General features: G+C 65.5%; 15 protein-coding genes and 1 tRNA gene. 3 read left to right on the top strand and 13 right to left on the bottom strand.

Annotation, left to right across the window (positions count from 1 at the left end; genetic code table 11):
• Positions 1-7: 7 nt before the first annotated feature.
• The 5 genes from ihfA to WA237_RS07300 form a co-directional block, all read right to left on the bottom strand.
• A complete protein-coding gene (ihfA, locus tag WA237_RS07280; protein WP_083780943.1) occupies positions 8-310 on the bottom strand; it encodes an integration host factor subunit alpha in 303 nt (100 codons plus the stop codon).
• A gap of 99 nt (positions 311-409) precedes the next feature.
• Positions 410-1,384: a beta-ketoacyl-ACP synthase III gene (locus tag WA237_RS07285; protein WP_009815286.1), complete on the bottom strand. Its 975-nt coding sequence runs from the start codon at positions 1,382-1,384 to the stop codon at positions 410-412.
• A 2-nt stretch (positions 1,385-1,386) separates the two neighbouring features.
• On the bottom strand, positions 1,387-2,514 hold the full coding sequence (plsX, locus tag WA237_RS07290; RefSeq protein ID WP_198011674.1) for a phosphate acyltransferase PlsX: 1,128 nt from the start codon (positions 2,512-2,514) through the stop codon (positions 1,387-1,389).
• A 25-nt stretch (positions 2,515-2,539) separates the two neighbouring features.
• The gene (gene rpmF / locus WA237_RS07295) at positions 2,540-2,746 is read right to left on the bottom strand and encodes a 50S ribosomal protein L32 (protein WP_009815284.1); all 207 of its coding nucleotides are present in this window, start codon (positions 2,744-2,746) and stop codon (positions 2,540-2,542) included.
• A gap of 168 nt (positions 2,747-2,914) precedes the next feature.
• Positions 2,915-3,466 (bottom strand): YceD family protein, encoded by a 552-nt coding sequence (locus tag WA237_RS07300; RefSeq protein ID WP_336097193.1) that lies wholly within the window; start codon positions 3,464-3,466, stop codon positions 2,915-2,917.
• 90 nt (positions 3,467-3,556) lie between these two features.
• On the opposite strand from WA237_RS07300, the gene WA237_RS07305 reads away from it, so the two are divergent.
• The 3 genes from WA237_RS07305 to WA237_RS07315 all read left to right on the top strand — a co-directional run bounded on the left by WA237_RS07305 (position 3,557) and on the right by WA237_RS07315 (position 6,780).
• Complete coding sequence (locus WA237_RS07305) at positions 3,557-4,012, top strand: outer membrane protein assembly factor BamE (RefSeq protein WP_009815282.1); 456 nt, start codon at positions 3,557-3,559, stop codon at positions 4,010-4,012.
• 117 nt (positions 4,013-4,129) lie between these two features.
• Positions 4,130-4,861 carry a GNAT family N-acetyltransferase gene (locus tag WA237_RS07310; protein ID WP_336097194.1) on the top strand — a complete coding sequence of 244 codons (732 nt, stop codon included), beginning with the start codon at positions 4,130-4,132 and terminating at the stop codon, positions 4,859-4,861.
• Positions 4,862-4,944: 83 nt separating this feature from the next.
• Positions 4,945-6,780, top strand: coding sequence for an ABC-F family ATP-binding cassette domain-containing protein (locus tag WA237_RS07315; RefSeq protein ID WP_336097195.1), 1,836 nt, complete (start codon positions 4,945-4,947; stop codon positions 6,778-6,780).
• A 46-nt stretch (positions 6,781-6,826) separates the two neighbouring features.
• Here the strand turns inward: WA237_RS07315 and WA237_RS07320 are convergent, their stop codons facing one another.
• The 8 genes from WA237_RS07320 to WA237_RS07355 all read right to left on the bottom strand — a co-directional run bounded on the left by WA237_RS07320 (position 6,827) and on the right by WA237_RS07355 (position 16,004).
• Positions 6,827-7,582 carry an SDR family NAD(P)-dependent oxidoreductase gene (locus WA237_RS07320; protein ID WP_336097196.1) on the bottom strand — a complete coding sequence of 252 codons (756 nt, stop codon included), beginning with the start codon at positions 7,580-7,582 and terminating at the stop codon, positions 6,827-6,829.
• 54 nt (positions 7,583-7,636) lie between these two features.
• The gene (locus tag WA237_RS07325; RefSeq protein WP_336097197.1) at positions 7,637-8,695 is read right to left on the bottom strand and encodes an AbrB family transcriptional regulator; all 1,059 of its coding nucleotides are present in this window, start codon (positions 8,693-8,695) and stop codon (positions 7,637-7,639) included.
• A gap of 96 nt (positions 8,696-8,791) precedes the next feature.
• Positions 8,792-8,865, bottom strand: a tRNA-Gly gene (locus tag WA237_RS07330).
• Between the two features lie 317 nt (positions 8,866-9,182).
• Positions 9,183-11,237: an ASKHA domain-containing protein gene (locus tag WA237_RS07335; RefSeq protein ID WP_336097198.1), complete on the bottom strand. Its 2,055-nt coding sequence runs from the start codon at positions 11,235-11,237 to the stop codon at positions 9,183-9,185.
• Positions 11,238-11,361: 124 nt separating this feature from the next.
• Complete coding sequence (gluQRS, locus tag WA237_RS07340; protein ID WP_336097200.1) at positions 11,362-12,198, bottom strand: tRNA glutamyl-Q(34) synthetase GluQRS; 837 nt, start codon at positions 12,196-12,198, stop codon at positions 11,362-11,364.
• 28 nt (positions 12,199-12,226) lie between these two features.
• On the bottom strand, positions 12,227-13,588 hold the full coding sequence (gene trmFO / locus WA237_RS07345) for a methylenetetrahydrofolate--tRNA-(uracil(54)-C(5))-methyltransferase (FADH(2)-oxidizing) TrmFO (RefSeq protein ID WP_336097201.1): 1,362 nt from the start codon (positions 13,586-13,588) through the stop codon (positions 12,227-12,229).
• Between the two features lie 41 nt (positions 13,589-13,629).
• Entirely contained in the window at positions 13,630-14,982 is a 1,353-nt protein-coding gene (locus WA237_RS07350; protein WP_336097202.1) for a cytochrome-c peroxidase, read from the bottom strand.
• A gap of 236 nt (positions 14,983-15,218) precedes the next feature.
• Positions 15,219-16,004: an enoyl-CoA hydratase gene (locus WA237_RS07355; protein ID WP_336097203.1), complete on the bottom strand. Its 786-nt coding sequence runs from the start codon at positions 16,002-16,004 to the stop codon at positions 15,219-15,221.

Genomic DNA, 16,004 nt, shown 5'->3' on the forward strand with positions numbered 1-16,004 from the left:
GTCCGCCTTAGCGTTTGTTGCCGGCCGCCACGCGCTCTTTCATCAGGTGAGAGGGGCGAAAGGTCAGCACGCGGCGTGGATCGATCGGCACTTCGGTTCCGGTCTTGGGGTTGCGCCCCATGCGGGCCGATTTCTGGCGCACCGAAAAGGTGCCGAAAGATGAAATCTTGACCTGTTCCCCGCGCACCAGCGCGTCGGACATATGGTCGAGCACGCTTTCCACTAGTTGGGCGGAATCGTTGCGCGACAAACCGACTTCGCGGAAAATCGCCTCGCTCAGGTCCATGCGTGTCAGTGTGGTTTCGCTCATGTCGTCCCCCTGGATGCTTTGGATAACATTGCGGGGAAGTATTAAACGAGTCAATATCAACCACTTGGAAGTGGCTGTTTAAGCGGGATTTCTCAGGTTTTACCAGCGCAGAACCACGGAACCCCAGGCCAAACCGCCGCCAATGGCCTCGGACAGCACCAGATCGCCGCGTTTGATCCGGCCCTCGGCCACGCCCACCGACAGCGCCAGCGGGATCGACGCGGCGGAGGTGTTGCCATGGTCCTGCACCGTCAGAACGACGCGGTCCATCGACAGGCCGAGCTTGCGCGCGGTGCCGGAAATAATGCGGATATTGGCCTGATGCGGTACGATCCAGTCGACTTCCGAGCTCAGCAACCCGGCCTTTTCCAACGAGGTTTCGGCGGTGGAGGCGAGCTTTTCCACGGCCTGGCGGAAGAGCTGATTGCCCTGCATCCGCAGCTTGCCCGCGGTGCCGGTGGTGGAGACGCCGCCATCGACATAGAGCATGTCCTTGTAGCGCCCGTCGGAATTGAGATCGGTGGCGAGAATGCCGCGGTCTTCCTTGGTGCCGACGCCCTCTTCGGCGCCGAGGATCAGCGCGCCGGCGCCATCACCGAAGAGCACGCAGGTGGAGCGGTCTTCCCAATCCATGATTCGACTGAAGGTTTCGGCGCCGATGACCAGCACGCGGCGGGCCTGGCCCGAGACGATGAGCGCGTTGGCGTTGCACAGCGCATAGATGAAACCGGCGCAGACGGCCTGAACGTCGAAGGCAAAGCCCTGGGTCATGCCGAGGCGGTTTTGCACCATGGTGGCGACCGAGGGAAAGGTCAGGTCCGGGGTCGAGGTGGCGACAAGCACGCAATCGATGTCGTCGGGCTCGAGCCCGGCATTGGCGAGCGCGGCCTTGGAGGCGGCGAGCGCCAGATCGGAGGTGGTTTCATGTTCGGCGGCGAAATGACGCCGTTCGATGCCCGAGCGCGTTCTGATCCATTCGTCCGACGTGTCGAGAAACTCCTCGAACCAGGCGTTCTCGACAATCCGATCGGGCAGGTAATGGCCGACACCTTCGACAACGGCGCGCAGGGTCATGTTCAGTTACTTTCTTTGGTCACAGCGTCATCATCGCTGTCGTCGTCATCGCCGTCGCCATAGCGCGACGGCAGGTTGGCCGAGGCCACACGCGCCGCCAACCTATCGGAAAACCCGCTCTCGGCAAGTTGAAAGGCCAGCTTGATCGCGGCGGCGACGCCGGTGGCGTCGGCCGAGCCGTGGGATTTGACCACCGTGCCGTTGAGGCCGAGGAAGACGCCGCCATTGACGCGGCGCGGGTCGATCCGCTTTTTCAGCCGTTGCAGCGAGGTATAGGCCAAGAGCGAGGCGAGGCGCGACAGGGGCGAATATTGGAACGCGGCGCGAAGCTGTTCGGAGATCAGCGAGGCGGTGCCTTCGCCGGTCTTGAGCGCCACATTGCCGGTGAAGCCGTCGGTGACGATCACGTCGCAGACATCGCTCGGCAGGTCGCGGCCTTCGACGAAGCCTACGAATTTGAACCCGGCCTGGCTCGCATTGGCGGCGATGAGATCATGCGCCTCCTTGAGCTCGGCCCGGCCCTTGTGCTCTTCGGTGCCGACATTGAGCAGCCCGACACGCGGATGTTCGAGGTTGAGACCGTTGCGCGCATAGGAGGTGCCCATCAGCGCATATTGCATGAGGTCCTTGGCATCGGCGCGGATATCGGCGCCGCCGTCCAGCAGCACGTTGAACCCCTGCGGGTTGCGCGAGGGCCAAAGCACGGCGATGGCGGGGCGGTAGATGCCCGCCAGACGGCGCAGGCGCAGCACCGAGAGCGCCATCAGCGCACCGGTATTGCCGCAGGAGACACAGACCGTGGCCTCGCCCGCGCGCACCGATTCCAAGGCCGACCACATGGACGTGCCTTTGCCGTTGCGCATCACCTGGGCGGGCTTGTCCTCCATCGAGACGACATCGGCCGCATCGCGAATTTCGACGCGATCGGCCAAATGTTTGCGCCGCGCCACGAGCGGTTCAAGCTCGGCGCGGGGCCCGTGCAGGATGAATGCGAGATCCGGATTTTTCTTGGCTGATTTCGCCAGCCCGCCGACAACGGCGGAGGGGCCACGATCGCCCCCCATGGCATCAACCGAGATAACGGTGCGCCCGGCACCCGCTTTGGATGAATTATCCGTCACAGCGGTCATGCGGCGGGCGCCCCTTGTTTCGCGATTATGCCGCGTCGTCTTCCAGGTCGATATCGTCCGACATGGTCACAACTTCACGATCTGCATAATGGCCACAGGCCGCGCAGACGTGGTGCGGGCGCTTGAGCTCACCGCAGTTGGGGCATTCGTTCGGGTTTTCGGCCACGAGCGAGTCATGTGCGCGACGGTTGTTGCGACGCGATTTCGATACTTTGTTCTGTTGGACAGCCATGTCACAACCTCAATTCCTGTGGGCCGCGAGGCCCGGTTTCACGATGTTTGGGCGGCTCTTACAGGGTTGCAGGCCACGCGTACACCCCAGATTCCGATGAGAGCGCGAAAATACAGCGAAATGCCGCCGGGGCAAGTGGAATTTTCGGCCGTCGAAACGGGGCGGGTCTCAGTCGTCCTTTTCCATTTTCTTGCGCAGTTCGGCAAGCCCTGCAAAGGGTTTTATCTTTTCATCGGTCAGCGGCTCGGCGCCTTTGGGGGCGGCGGTGGCCACGAGGGGATCCTCGGCGGTGGCGCGCGGGTAGGCGGGCAGGGCCAGCGACAGTTCCTCATGCAAGAGCGCGTCGAGGTCGATCACCTCGCCCAGAGGCTCGAGCGTGTCATCCTCGGGCATCGCGATCTCTTCGCCTTGGGGGGTTTGCAGCCCGCCGGCCACGTAAAGCCGCGACACGGGCGTGTCGATTCGGGTGGTCACCGGGGCGAGCGTGGCGACGCAGGGCTGAATGACCGTGGCACCGAGACGGGCCTTGAGCCGCCAGTCGCGGCGGCCTTCGGAGGTCACTTCGCCCTCGAAAAGCACCTTGCGCAGATCCACGAGATCGAGCGTGCCGGCCAGGTCCTGCAGGGTTTGCGCGTCCGGCACGATGCGGAAGCGGTTGGGTTTGCGCTGCGAGAGCTCTGCGACCTTGAGCGTGCCTGTCATCGCGGTTCCTTCTGCCATCTGGGGCTGCTTCCTTTCTTGATCCTATGGACCTTGTTACTGTAAGCGGGATAAAAGGCGCATGAGGCCAAGATCAAGAGGGCAGCAATCATGAAGCATGAGTTTCGTTGGAAAACGGCCGTACTGGGGCTGTTTCTCATGCTGTCGACGGCGTGTACCACACTTTATCGCAATCATGGCTATGTGCCGCCCGAAGAAGAACTGCAAAACATCGTTGTGGGCGTTGATACCCGTGCCACGGTGGATGATGTGGTCGGGCCGCCCTCGACCGCCGGTGTGCTCAGCGATGGCAATTATTACTATGTTCGCAGCCGGGTACGCCATTATGGGGCGCTGCGCCCGGAGGTGATCGAGCGGCAGGTGCTGGCGATCAGTTTTGATCAGGCCGATGTGGTGGCCAATGTCGAACGATTCGGGCTGCAGGACGGTCAGGTCGTGGTTCTGTCGCGCCGGGTCACCGACAGTTCGGTCGAAGGCAACGGGTTCTTGCGCCAAATGCTCGGCAATATCGGGCGTCTCGACCCGTCCACCCTGTTCGGCGGCTAAGCATTTTACGTAGCGTCACAGCGGTCCCCGGCGGCGGGGGCTGTCACCGCTTTGTCATTGCTTTTTGCCTAAACTCTCCCAACATCTTGTAGATGACCCAGGAGGGGGAGCCGGAGCATGTTGTTCAAGGGACGCTATAGCGCGCGAGAGGCCGAGAGCCCGGCGGATGTGATCCGGGCGCAGAGCCTGCGGGCCAAGGTGTTCGGCGGCGGGCGGTTCGATCTCGATGCCGATGATTACGACGCGCGCTGTGCCCATATCCTCGTGGAGGAACGGGCGACCGGCGATCTCGTCTGCTGTTTCCGCTTCCTGCGATTGGACGATGGGCGCGACATTTCCCAGAGCTATTCGGCGCAGTTCTATGGGCTGGAGGCGCTGGAGAAATTTGCCGGGCCGATGGTCGAGATGGGGCGGTTCTGTATCGATCCGGCGCGGCGTGACCCGGATATTCTACGCGTGGCCTGGGGCGCGATGACGCGCTATGTCGATGAAAACGGCATTGAACTGTTGTTCGGATGCTCGTCCTTTACCGGCACCGATGCGGATAACTACCTCGATACATTCGGTATTCTGAGTCAGCGGCATCTTGCGCCGCGGCGCTGGTTGCCGCGGGTCAAAGCGCCGAGCGTGGTGCGCTTTGCCCAGATGCTGCGGCTGCGCAGGCCCGATGCCAAGGCCGCGATGAAGCAGATGCCGCCCTTGCTCAAGACCTATCTGATGATGGGCGGCTGGGTCAGCGATCATGCGGTGGTCGACACCCATCTCAACACGCTGCATGTGTTCACCGGGGTCGAGATCAAGGCCATCCCGGCGAGCCGCAAGCGGCTGTTGCGGGCGGTGGCGCAGTAGCGCCAGCGGTAATGGCCCGGGCACGGATCTGGCGCTGCGCGAGGCCGCTTGACCTTGTCGCGCGGCGGGGATAGCCCGCATGCATGGCACAAGCACCGCTCTTACAGCTTTCAGATATCTCGCTCACCTTCGGGGGTGAGCCGGTTTTCGACGATCTTTCGCTGGTGGTTCAGACCGGCGACAGGGTCGCCCTCGTGGGTCGCAATGGCTCGGGAAAATCCACGCTTCTCAAGGTGATGGCGGGTCTTGTTGAACCTGACCGGGGGGATCGGGTGATCCCGCCCGGCATCCGGGTCGGCTATATGGAGCAGGACCCGGATATGAGCGGCTTTGCGACGCTGGGCGATTTTGCCAGCGCGGCGCTCGATCCCGGTGAGATGTACCGGGTGGAACGGGCGGGCGAAGGGCTCAAATTCGATCCGGCGCGGCCGGTGAGTACTGCCTCGGGCGGCGAGCGGCGGCGCGCGGCGCTGGCGCGGATCATGGCCGAAGCGCCCGATCTCATGCTGCTCGACGAGCCGACGAACCATCTCGATATCGAGGCGATTGCCTGGCTCGAGGCCGAGCTCAAATCGACGCGGGCGGGCTATGTTCTGATCAGCCACGACCGGGCGTTTCTGCGCGAGCTGACGCGGGCAACGCTCTGGATCGACAGGGGAATGACGCGGCGGCAGGAAAAGGGGTTCGAGCATTTCGAGGCCTGGCGCGACAAGGTCTGGGACGAGGAAGACACGGCGCGGCACAAGCTCAACCGGAAGATCAAATCCGAGGCCCGCTGGGCCGTGGAAGGCATCAGTGCGCGGCGCAAGCGCAACCAGGGCCGGGTGCGGGCGCTGCAGGAGCTGCGGGCCGAGCGCGCCTCGCAGATCAAGCGGCAGGGCACGGCGGCGCTGGCGCTCGATGCGGGGCCGAAATCCGGCAAGCGGGTGATCGAGGCCAAGGGCATCGCAAAATCCTTTGCGGACAAGGAGATCGTCCGCGATTTTGATCTCAAGATTCAGCGTGGCGACCGGGTGGCCTTTGTCGGGCCGAACGGGGTGGGCAAGACGACGCTGCTCAAGATGCTGCTTGGCGAAGAGACGCCGGATGCGGGCAGCGTCGATCACGGCACCAATCTGATGGTGGCGGTGTTCGATCAGGCGCGGGCGCAGCTCGACCCGGAGATGAGCCTCTGGGAGAGCCTGACGGGCGACAAGGATATGCGCGTCTCGGGCAATGCCGATCAGGTCATGGTGCGGGGGCAGCCGCGGCATGTGGTGGGCTATCTCAAGGATTTCCTCTTTGACGAACGGCAGGCGCGGGCGGCGGTCAAATCGCTCTCGGGCGGGGAAAAGGCGCGGCTCTTGCTGGCCAAGCTGATGGCCAAGGAGAGCAATCTTTTGGTCATGGACGAGCCGACCAATGACCTCGATATCGAGACGCTCGATCTCTTGCAGGAGCTGCTCGACGATTATGACGGCACGGTTTTGTTGGTGAGCCACGACCGTGATTTCCTCGACCGGGTGGCGGCGACCACGGTGGTCATGGAGGGCGACGGGCGGGCGACGATCTATGCCGGCGGTTGGAGCGATTACCAGACCCAGAAACGCAAGGCGGCGGCCGAGGACAAGGCCGAGGCCAAGGCGGCGCAGGGCGGCGGCAAACCGGCCAAGGGCGAGGCCAAGCCGGGCGGCAAGCCCGCGCGCAAGGGGCTCAGCTTTACCGAGAAGCATCGTCTCGAGGCGCTGCCGGGCGAGATTGCGCGGCTCGAGGCGGAGATCGGCAAGCTCAGCGAGCTGATGTCCGATCCCGAGCTGTTCACGCGTGAGCCGGTCAAGTTCCGCAAGGCGACCGAGGCGCTGACACAGCGTCAGGAGGCGCTGGCCAAGGCCGAGGAAGAGTGGCTCGTGCTGGAAGAAAAGGCCGAAGGGGCGGGGTGATCCCGCGCCCCTTGGGGTCGATTTGTGAGGCGCGTCCAGGCGCCGGTCACTGCATCCGAAGCGCGCCGTCGATGCGGATCACTTCGCCGTTAAGGTATTCACATTCCACGATAAACCGCGCCAGTGCCGCGTATTCCGCCGGGTCGCCCAGGCGTTTCGGGAAGGGCACGCCTTGGGCCAGCTCGTCTTGCACCTCTTGCGGCAGGCCGCGCAGCATGGGGGTGCCGAAAATGCCCGGCGCGATGGTCATGACGCGGATGCCTTCGCGGGTCAGATCGCGGGCCATGGGCAGGGTCAGCCCGACGATCCCGCCCTTGGAGGCGGCGTAGGCGGTCTGGCCTTTCTGGCCGTCAAAGGCGGCGATGGAGGCGGTGTTGATGATCACGCCGCGCGTGCCATGGGGGCCGGGGGCGTTGTCGGCGATACGGGCGGCGGCGAGGCGGGCGATGTTGAAACTGCCCACGAGATTGATGTCGATGGTGCGTTGAAACGCCTTGAGATCATGGGGTCCGTCACGGCCCAGCGTCTTGGCCCCGGTGGCGATGCCGGCGCAGTTCACCGCCGCCGTGATGCGGCCCATATGGGCGGTTGCGGCGTCGATCGCGGCGCTGGCCGAGGCCTCATCCGTCACATCGCATTCGATGAAGTTTGCGCCGATTTCCTCGGCCACTTGCGGGCCACGGGTGGTGTCGCGGTCAAAGAGGCAGACGGCGGCACCCATCTCGCGAAAATGGCGGGCGGTGGCTTCGCCGAGGCCCGAGGCCGAGCCGGTGATGATCGCGGCGGTGTCTTCCATGCGCATGGCGGTCTCCGATGAATTGAACGCCTGTTCAAATACCGGGCGCGCGGCGTTCTGTCAAAGCTTCTCGCGGCGCCAGCGGCGCGACAGCACGCCGAGACCGGCCACGGTGAGCAGGATGCGGATGATGTGATGCAGCGTGACAAAGGCGGGGTTCGCCTCAAGGCTCAGCGCGATGAGGGCCATTTCGGTGAGCCCGCCGGGCGCAAAGCTGATCAGCACCACGTCGAAAGGTTCGTCGCCCAAGGGCAAGAGCAGCGCCGCAAAGCCGCCGGCCAGCGCCATCATCAGCGTGACCGACAGGAAGGATAGCCAGGTGGCCTTTAACAAAAGCTTGCGATCGAGCCCGGTGAAGCGCAGGCCGAGGGCGGTGCCGATGATGATCTGGGCCGCGTTGACGAGCCATTGCGGCAGTTCGATCACCAGAAGGCCCGAGAGCGTCACCGCGGCGGCGAGGAGCAGCGGGCCGGTGAGCTGACGCGCGGGCAGGCGCAGCAGGTGGCCCGCGACGATGCCAAGCCCGAGGGTGATGCCGATGCCGGGCAGGGCCACCCAATCGGTGGTTTCGCGGGCAAAGCTCAGCCCGGCGGAGCTTCCGACCGGGGCGCCGAGCCAGAGCGACAGGGCGACGGGCAGGGCGCTCACCACGAAGATGACGCGCAGGAATTGCTGCAGCATGAGGCGGGCCGGGTCGGCGCCGCTTTCCTCGCCGAGCGCGATGGATTCGAAGAGCCCGCCGGGCGCGCCCGCGCAAAAGGCCGTGGCCCGGTCATAGCCGCCAAGCCGTTGAAAGATATAAGCGTTGCCGAGCTGGGCCAGGGCCACGAAAGCGGCAAGGGCTGTGGCGCGCAGGGCGAGGGCGGTGGGATCGGAGAAGAGCTCGGGCGTGATCTGCGCGCCGATCATCAGCCCGATGAGCCCGATAAAGACGATGCGGATGCGCTGTGGGAAGGCGTAGCCCGCAGGCAGGATCTGTGGGCGCAGGATGGCGATGGTGCCGGAGGCGATGAGCGGGCCCAGAAGATAGGGCAAGGGCAGGCCGAGGTAGACGGCGAGCGGGGCGACAATGGCCCCCATCAGGAGAAGAAGCGCGGTTGAAATCAGTTTGGGTAACATGGCGTCTATGAAGCACCATGCGCGGGGCTGTGCAAGGGGCGCTGTACAGGGGGCTGTGGCCGTCTTGCAAGTCGGGGAGGTGTTGGGGGGATCGGCTGGAGCGGGTAACGGGAATCGAACCCGTAACTAAAGCTTGGGAAGCTGCCGTGATACCTTTTCACCATACCCGCGCTGCCGAGGCCCTGAGATAGGCAAAAGCCGGGGCGAGGTCAAGGCCCGCCGCGCGGGGGATCGGGGAAAATTGGTGAGCTGAGAGGCCGGGGAGGAATCGCCTGTTTCGGCGGGATCAAGCCTATGGTTAACAAGGGAAATTCTGGAAAAACCGGGCTGCGGTATCGCGTCGGCAAGACGTCGGTATTGCGACTGTGCCAAAGTCGAGGTCTCGCGCATCTTGTGTCAAGGCAGGGCGCGAACGGGGCGTTAAGGGGTAAAGCGCGGGTAAAGGGGGCGTGCGGCGCCCCCTTTGCGGTTTGGATGGCGGTCAGGCTTAGCCGCGACGACGGCGACGGCGGCCGCCGCCTTCGGCATCGCCACCGCCGGTGTTGAAGCTCACCTGTGGCAGGGGCGCGATGCGGGCCAGTTCGGGGAAGGGGTCCGTCTTGTGCGGGATGGCGTTGGCCGCGACGAAATGTTCCTGGAACTTGGGCTCGATGGCGGTCTCGACCTTGGTGATCTGACGCACGACGCGTTCGATCTCGGCCCGGGCGGCGATGTTGCACAGCGCGATGCGCGCGCCGGTGCCGGCGGCGTTGCCGGCGCTCGTCACCTTGTCGAGGGGCACATCGGGGATCATGCCGAGCACCATGGCATGCAGCGGCGAGATATGCGCGCCAAAGGCCCCGGCGAGCACGACGCGATCGACCTTGTCGACATTGCGGCTGTCCATCAGCAGGCGGGCCCCGGCGTAGAGCGCCGATTTGGCGAGCTGAATGGCGCGGATGTCGCCCTGGGTCACGGTGATGCGCGGGCCGCCCTCGGCGCTGGCGTCGATGATGAGATAGGAATGGGTGCGGCCCTCGGGGACAGAGCGGGCCGTGCCGGTCTGTTCGGCCGAGCCGATGAGGCCGCTGTCGTCGAGCAGGCCCGCCATGCGCATTTCGGCCACCGCCTCGATGATGCCGGAGCCGCAGATGCCGGTGATGCCGGTGGTGGCGGTCGCCTCGGCAAAGCCGTCTTCGTCGGACCACAGATCACAGCCGATGACGCGGAAGCGCGGCTCTTTGGTGACCGGGTCGATGCGGATCGCCTCGATCGCGCCGGGGGCGGCGCGTTGGCCGGAGGAGATCTGTGCGCCCTCGAAGGCCGGGCCGGTGGGCGACGAGCAGGCGAGCACGGAATGGCGGTCGCCGAGCAGGATTTCGGCATTGGTGCCGACGTCGATGATGAGCGCCAGATCCTCGGATTTGCCGGGCTCTTCGGAGAGCGCCACGGCGGCGCAGTCGGCCCCCACATGGCCCGCGATGCAGGGCAGGATATAGGTGCGGGCGCGGGTGTTGACGGCGGGCAGGTCAAGCTCGCGCGCGAGCATCGAAATGCTGTCGGAGGTGGCCAGCGCAAAGGGGGCCTGACCGAGTTCCACCGGGTCGATGCCCAGCAGAAGATGGTGCATGACCGGGTTGCAGACGAAAACGAGTTCAATGATGAGCGTCGGATCGATCCCGGCCTCGGCGGCGATTTCCACGGCCAGCGTGTTGATCGCGTCGCGCACGGCGGCGGTCATTTCGCGGTCGCCGCCGGGGTTCATCATGGCATAGCTCACCCGGCTCATCAGGTCTTCGCCAAAGCGGATCTGCGGGTTCATGATGCCCGAGCTCGCCTTGACCTCGCCGGTTTCGAGATCGGTCAGATGGGCCGCGACGGTGGTCGAGCCGAGGTCGATGGCGAGGCCGTAGAGACCGGCTTCGTGCAGGCCGGGCCAGATTTCGATGACGGTGGCAACGGCGTCGCGGTGCGATTTATGGAGCGCCACGGTGACCTGAAACTTGCCCTTGCGCAGGGCGGGCTGCAGTTTCGACAGAAGGGTGAGATCGGCGCGGATGTCGTCGATCTGCCATTGCTCGGAGAGCGCGCGTTTGAGCCGTTCGAGATCGCCGGTCGGCTCGTGCATGTCGGGTTCATCCACCTCGACGAAATAGAGCCGCGTGGCCGGGTCCATCTGAATGACGCGGGCCGAGGCGGCCTTGCGCACCACTTGTTTGTGGACCTGCGATTCGGGCGGCACGTCGATGACGATGTCGCCCTGGACGGTGGCCTGACAGCCGAGGCGGCGGCCCGGTTTCAGCCCGCGTTTCTGGTCATAGCGTTCCTCGACCGCGTTCCACTCGGAGAGCGCGTCGGCGGCGACGGTGACGCCATGTTTGGGAAACTCGCCATAGGAGGGGGTGATCTGACATTTTGAGCAGATGCCGCGCCCGCCGCAGACCGAATCGAGATCGACGCCGAGCTGTCGGGCGGCGGTCAGAACCGGGGTGCCAACCGCAAAGCGGCCGCGTTTGCCCGAGGGGGTGAAAACGACGAGGGGATCGGTGGGATCGGTGCTCATGCCTGTCTCCGTCAATGCGCTTGGGCGACCATAGGGGATTGGGCGCGGGGCGAAAGCCCGAACCCGTCATATTGATGATGAGGAGCGGCATGTGCCGTGGGTTTTGTGAGGTTTTGAGGGCGGATCAGAGCCCGACGCGGCGACGGATGTCGGCGGGGGTGTCACCGGCGGCGCGGTAGGTGGCGATGGCGCGGGCGTCGTCGCGCTTGGCCAGCCGTTTGCCGGCCTCGTCGCGGATCAGCCGGTGGTGGTGGTAGCGCGGGGTCGGCAGGTTAAGGAGGCGCTGCAGGAGCACATGGATCGGCGTCGCCTCGGCGAGATCGGCGCCCCGGATGACATGGGTGATCGCCTGATCCGCGTCGTCGAGCACCACGGAGAGATGGTAGGAGCCGAGGAAATCGCGGCGCGACAGGACGATGTCGCCGATGGTCGTGACCATCTCGTCGGGGCTCAGGGTCGGATGGGTGTCGTTCGAGAGTTCATGATATGTGACAATGGCTTGCGCGGCTTTCCTCATGTCTAAGCGCAGGGCCTCGTCCGCGGGGCGCGGGCCCTTCCGGGCGGCGTCGCGGCAGGTGCCGGGATAGATGATCCCGTCGGGGCCATGGAGCGGCGCGCCCTCTTGCGGGGCCGAGGCGGCGGCGGCGATGTCGCGGCGGCGGCAGCTACAGGGATAGAGCAGGCCTGCGTCCCAGAGCCGGTCGAGGGCCTCGGCGTAGCGCGGCAGGCGGTCGGATTGGCGCAGGGGCGTGTCGTCCCATGTCAGGCCGAGCCAGCTGAGATCGTCGAGGATCTGCGCCTCCCATTCGGGGCGGGCGCGGGTCTGGTCGATGTCCTCGATGCGCAGGAGAAAGCGGCCCTGGGCGGCGCGGGCCATGTCATGGGCGAGGATCGCCGAATAGGCATGGCCCAGATGCAGCGGCCCGGTGGGCGATGGGGCGAAGCGCGTAATATATGTCATATCAAGGCTTTACCGCGCATATCTCACCTTAGTCGCTCTGGCGCGGGAGCGGGTAGGCGTCGAGCCAGCCTTGCCAGGCCTCTTTGCCGCGATCGGTATAGGCCTTGTAGCGGTCCTTGCGACCGCGACGCCCACCCTTGAGCCCATCGACGGGGCGGAACAGGCCGAAATTGACGTTCATCGGCTGGAAGGTCTTGGCCTCGGCACCGCCGGTGATGTGGTGGATGAGCGCGCCCATGGCGCTGTCTTGCGGCACCGGCGGCGGGGTTTTCCCGCTGAGCTCGGCGGCAGCGAGACGGCCTGCGAGCAGCCCCATGGCGGCGCTTTCTACATAGCCTTCGACGCCGGTGATCTGCCCGGCAAAACGGATATGGGGCCGCGATTTGAGCCGCATCTGATCGTCGAGCAGCGTCGGCGAGTTCAGGAACGTGTTGCGATGGATGCCGCCGAGACGCGCGAAACGCGCGTTCTCAAGCCCGGGAATCATTTTGAAAACATCGGCTTGTGTGCCGTATTTCATCTTGGTCTGAAAGCCCACGATATTGTAGAGCGTGCCCAGCGCATTGTCGCGGCGGAGCTGCACCACGGCGTGGGGTTTGACGTCCGGCTGATGCGGGTTGGTGAGGCCCACGGGCTTCATCGGGCCGTGGCGGAGCGTTTCGCGGCCGCGTTCGGCCATGACTTCGATCGGCAGGCAGCCGTCGAAATAGCCGGCGGTTTCGCCCTCGTGGAACTCGGTCTTGTCGGCGGCGAGCAGCGCGTCGATGAAGGCCTCGTATTGGTCGCGGTCCATCGGGCAGTTGAGATAGGCGGTGCGCTCTTCCTCGGTCTCGCCCTTGTCATAGCGCGACTGCATCCAGGCGCGGCTCATGTCGATGCTGTCGTGATAGACGATGGGGGCGATGGCGTCGAAGAAGGCGAGCGCTTCGGCGCCGGTCTCGGCGGCGATGGCCTGGCCCAGACCTTGCGAGGTGAGCGGGCCGGTGGCGATGATCCAGGTGCCGTCCTCGGGCAGGGCGGCGATTTCGCCGGGCTCGACAGTAACCAGCGGATGGGCGCGCAGGGTTTCGGTCACGGCGCGGGCAAAGGCGTCGCGGTCGACGGCCAGTGCGCCGCCTGCGGGGAGGCGGTGACGGTCGGCCATGGCCATGATCAGCCCGCCCGCCGCGCGCATTTCCCAATGCAGCAAACCGACGGCGTTTTGTTCATCGTCATCCGAGCGGAAGGAGTTCGAGCAGACCATCTCGGCAAGATCGCCGGTTTGATGCGCGAAGGTCCCGGTCTCGGGGCGCATTTCGTGGATGGTCACGGGGATGCCGTGGCTGGCGGCCTGCCAGGCGGCTTCGGAGCCGGCCATGCCGCCGCCGATGATATGGAGCGTGTTCGTCATGGGGGCGATGTAGGCCAGAAGCCGCGCGAAGGGAAGGGGCGTCAGGGCCGCGCGAGGGCGGCGAGCAGGTCGGGCCCGGCGGCCGGTGTCGGCAGCGGCGCGGGCGCGGGATCGAGCGGCAGGCCCGAGGGTACGCGGGGCGGCGGCCCGAGACGGCCACCCCCTGCCATGACCGGGTCTTCGAGCGATTTGAGAAAGTCGAGGATCGCCGCGACCTCGGGATCGGTGAGGGTCACGGGGGCGATGTCGATGGCGGCCTCGATCCGGGCAAGCTCGCGCGGGTCGGGGCGGTAGGGATCGGCCTCGGGGCTGGACAGTTGCGGCAGGCGGGCGCGGTTCGGCGTGTAGCGGGCGAGCATCTCGGCGGGGGCGAGATGGTGGCGGACCATGTCTTCGAGCCGAGTATAGGCGCCGTTGTGGCCATAGGGCGCGGTCAGCGTCACGTTGCGCAGCGAGGGGGTGCGAAAGCGGTAACTGTCGGTGGTGTCGCCGGTGACGTAAGAGCGGCCGTGATCCTCGCCGCCATAGAGGCCGCGCGTCTTGCCGGGGCCGAGCGGCGGCAGGCCGAGGGCGTGGAATTTCTGATCGGTCTGGAAGGTGCCGCTGTGGCAGCTGCTGCATTGCGCCTTGCCGTAGAAGAGCGTCATGCCGGCGATTTGACGCGGCGAGAGCGCGTCGCTCTGGCCGAGCAGATAGGCGTCAAAGGGGCTGTCGCTGCTGCGGAACTCATAGGCGATGAAATTGGCGAGGGCGCGGCCGATGTCGCTGATATGGACGGGTTCATTCGGGCCGAGGATGGCATCGAACCGGCGGCGGTATTCGGGCGTGGCCTCGACCCGGGCGGCGAGCATTTGCCACGCGCCGTGGAGGCCGCGTATCTCGCCCGCGGCAACGGCGTCGGCGACCGGGTTTTCGCCGGGCTGGCCCGCCATTTCGTCATGCGACATGAGCGGCAAGAGCGCCTGTGCCGCGAGCAATGTGGGCGCGGGGCGTTCGAGGGCAAAGCCTTCGGGCATGCGGATGCCAAAGCGGGTGCTGTCATCGCGCGACACGCGGCCATCGTGAAAGAGCGTGGTGATCTCGCGGGCGCCGAGATTGAACAGCGCGGGCGCGTTGCGCGGGATGAGACGGGGCGGGATATTGGCGGGATCGGCGCTGCGGGCGGCGCCGAGACCGAGCCCGCCTTCGCCCAGAGCCAGCGACATGCCATCGGCGCTGCCGAGGCTCGGATGGTGGCAGGTGGCGCAGGAAATATTGCGATTGCCCGACAGAATCGGATCAAAGAACAGATCGCGCCCGAGAAGGACAGAGGTGGTGCCGGGGGTCGGGAAGGTTTCGTGGGTCACCGCAGCCGGTAGGTCGGCGGCCAGAGAGAGGCTGGCCTGGAGGGACATAAATGCTGCGGTGACCCAAGATCTGAGCAAGGTAATACCTGTCATTGCCGATTGGGAACAGGGGTATCGCAGCGATTGCGGCAATAAAACGGCGCATTTGGAAAAAATGTGGCACAAATTTGGAAACATTCGTGTGCTTTATACCGGGCAGCATACCGGGCAGCGCAGGCCGGGTGGGCCTGCGCCATTCTCGAATGTCGTGTCCTGCAAGAGGTTTGCGGCGCGCGCGCCGCGGTTCACTGATCCCAGTCGGGGGTGCGTTTTTCGATGAAGGCGGAGATGCCTTCGGCGGTGTCACTGCGCAGCATGTTCTCGACCATGACCTGCCCGGTATAGGCATAGGCCGCGTCGAGACCCATTTCGAGCTGATTGTAGAAGGCTTCCTTGCCGATGCGGACCGCCGCGCCGAGCTTGGCGGCGATGGTCTCGGCCATCTCCATGGCGGCGGGGAGCAGGTCGTCGGCGGGCACGGCGCGGTTGATCAGCCCGAGCGCCTGGGCGCGGTCGGTGTCGATGAATTCGCCGGTGGTGAGCATCTCGAAGGCCTGTTTGCGCGGGATGTTGCGCGACAGGGCGACCATCGGCGTCGAGCAGAAGAGCCCGATATTGACGCCATTGACGCCAAAGCGCGTGCCCTCGGCGGCAATGGCGAGATCGCAGGAGGCGACCAATTGGCAACCGGCGGCGGTGGCGATGCCATGGGGGGCGGCGATCACCGGCTGGGGCAGGGCGCGCAGTCCGGTCATCACGCTGGCACAGCAGTTGAAGAGATCGGCGAAATAGGCGCGGCCGCCGTCCTCGGACTGACGCCCGGCGGTCATTTCCTTGAGATCATGCCCGGCGCAGAAGGCCTTGCCCGCGCCCGAGATGACCACGGCGCGAATGGTGCGATCCTCGCGCAGCGTGTCGATCTGGGATTGCAGCGCGGCGAGCATGGCGTCGCTCAGCGCGTTGATCCGTTCGGGCGCGTTGAGGCGCAGATGGGCCACGGGGCCGGTGTCGTTGCGTTCCAGTAGTGCCAT

Source organism: Roseovarius sp. CH_XMU1461 (assembly GCF_037027165.1).
In the GTDB taxonomy this organism is placed as follows: domain Bacteria; phylum Pseudomonadota; class Alphaproteobacteria; order Rhodobacterales; family Rhodobacteraceae; genus Roseovarius; species Roseovarius nubinhibens.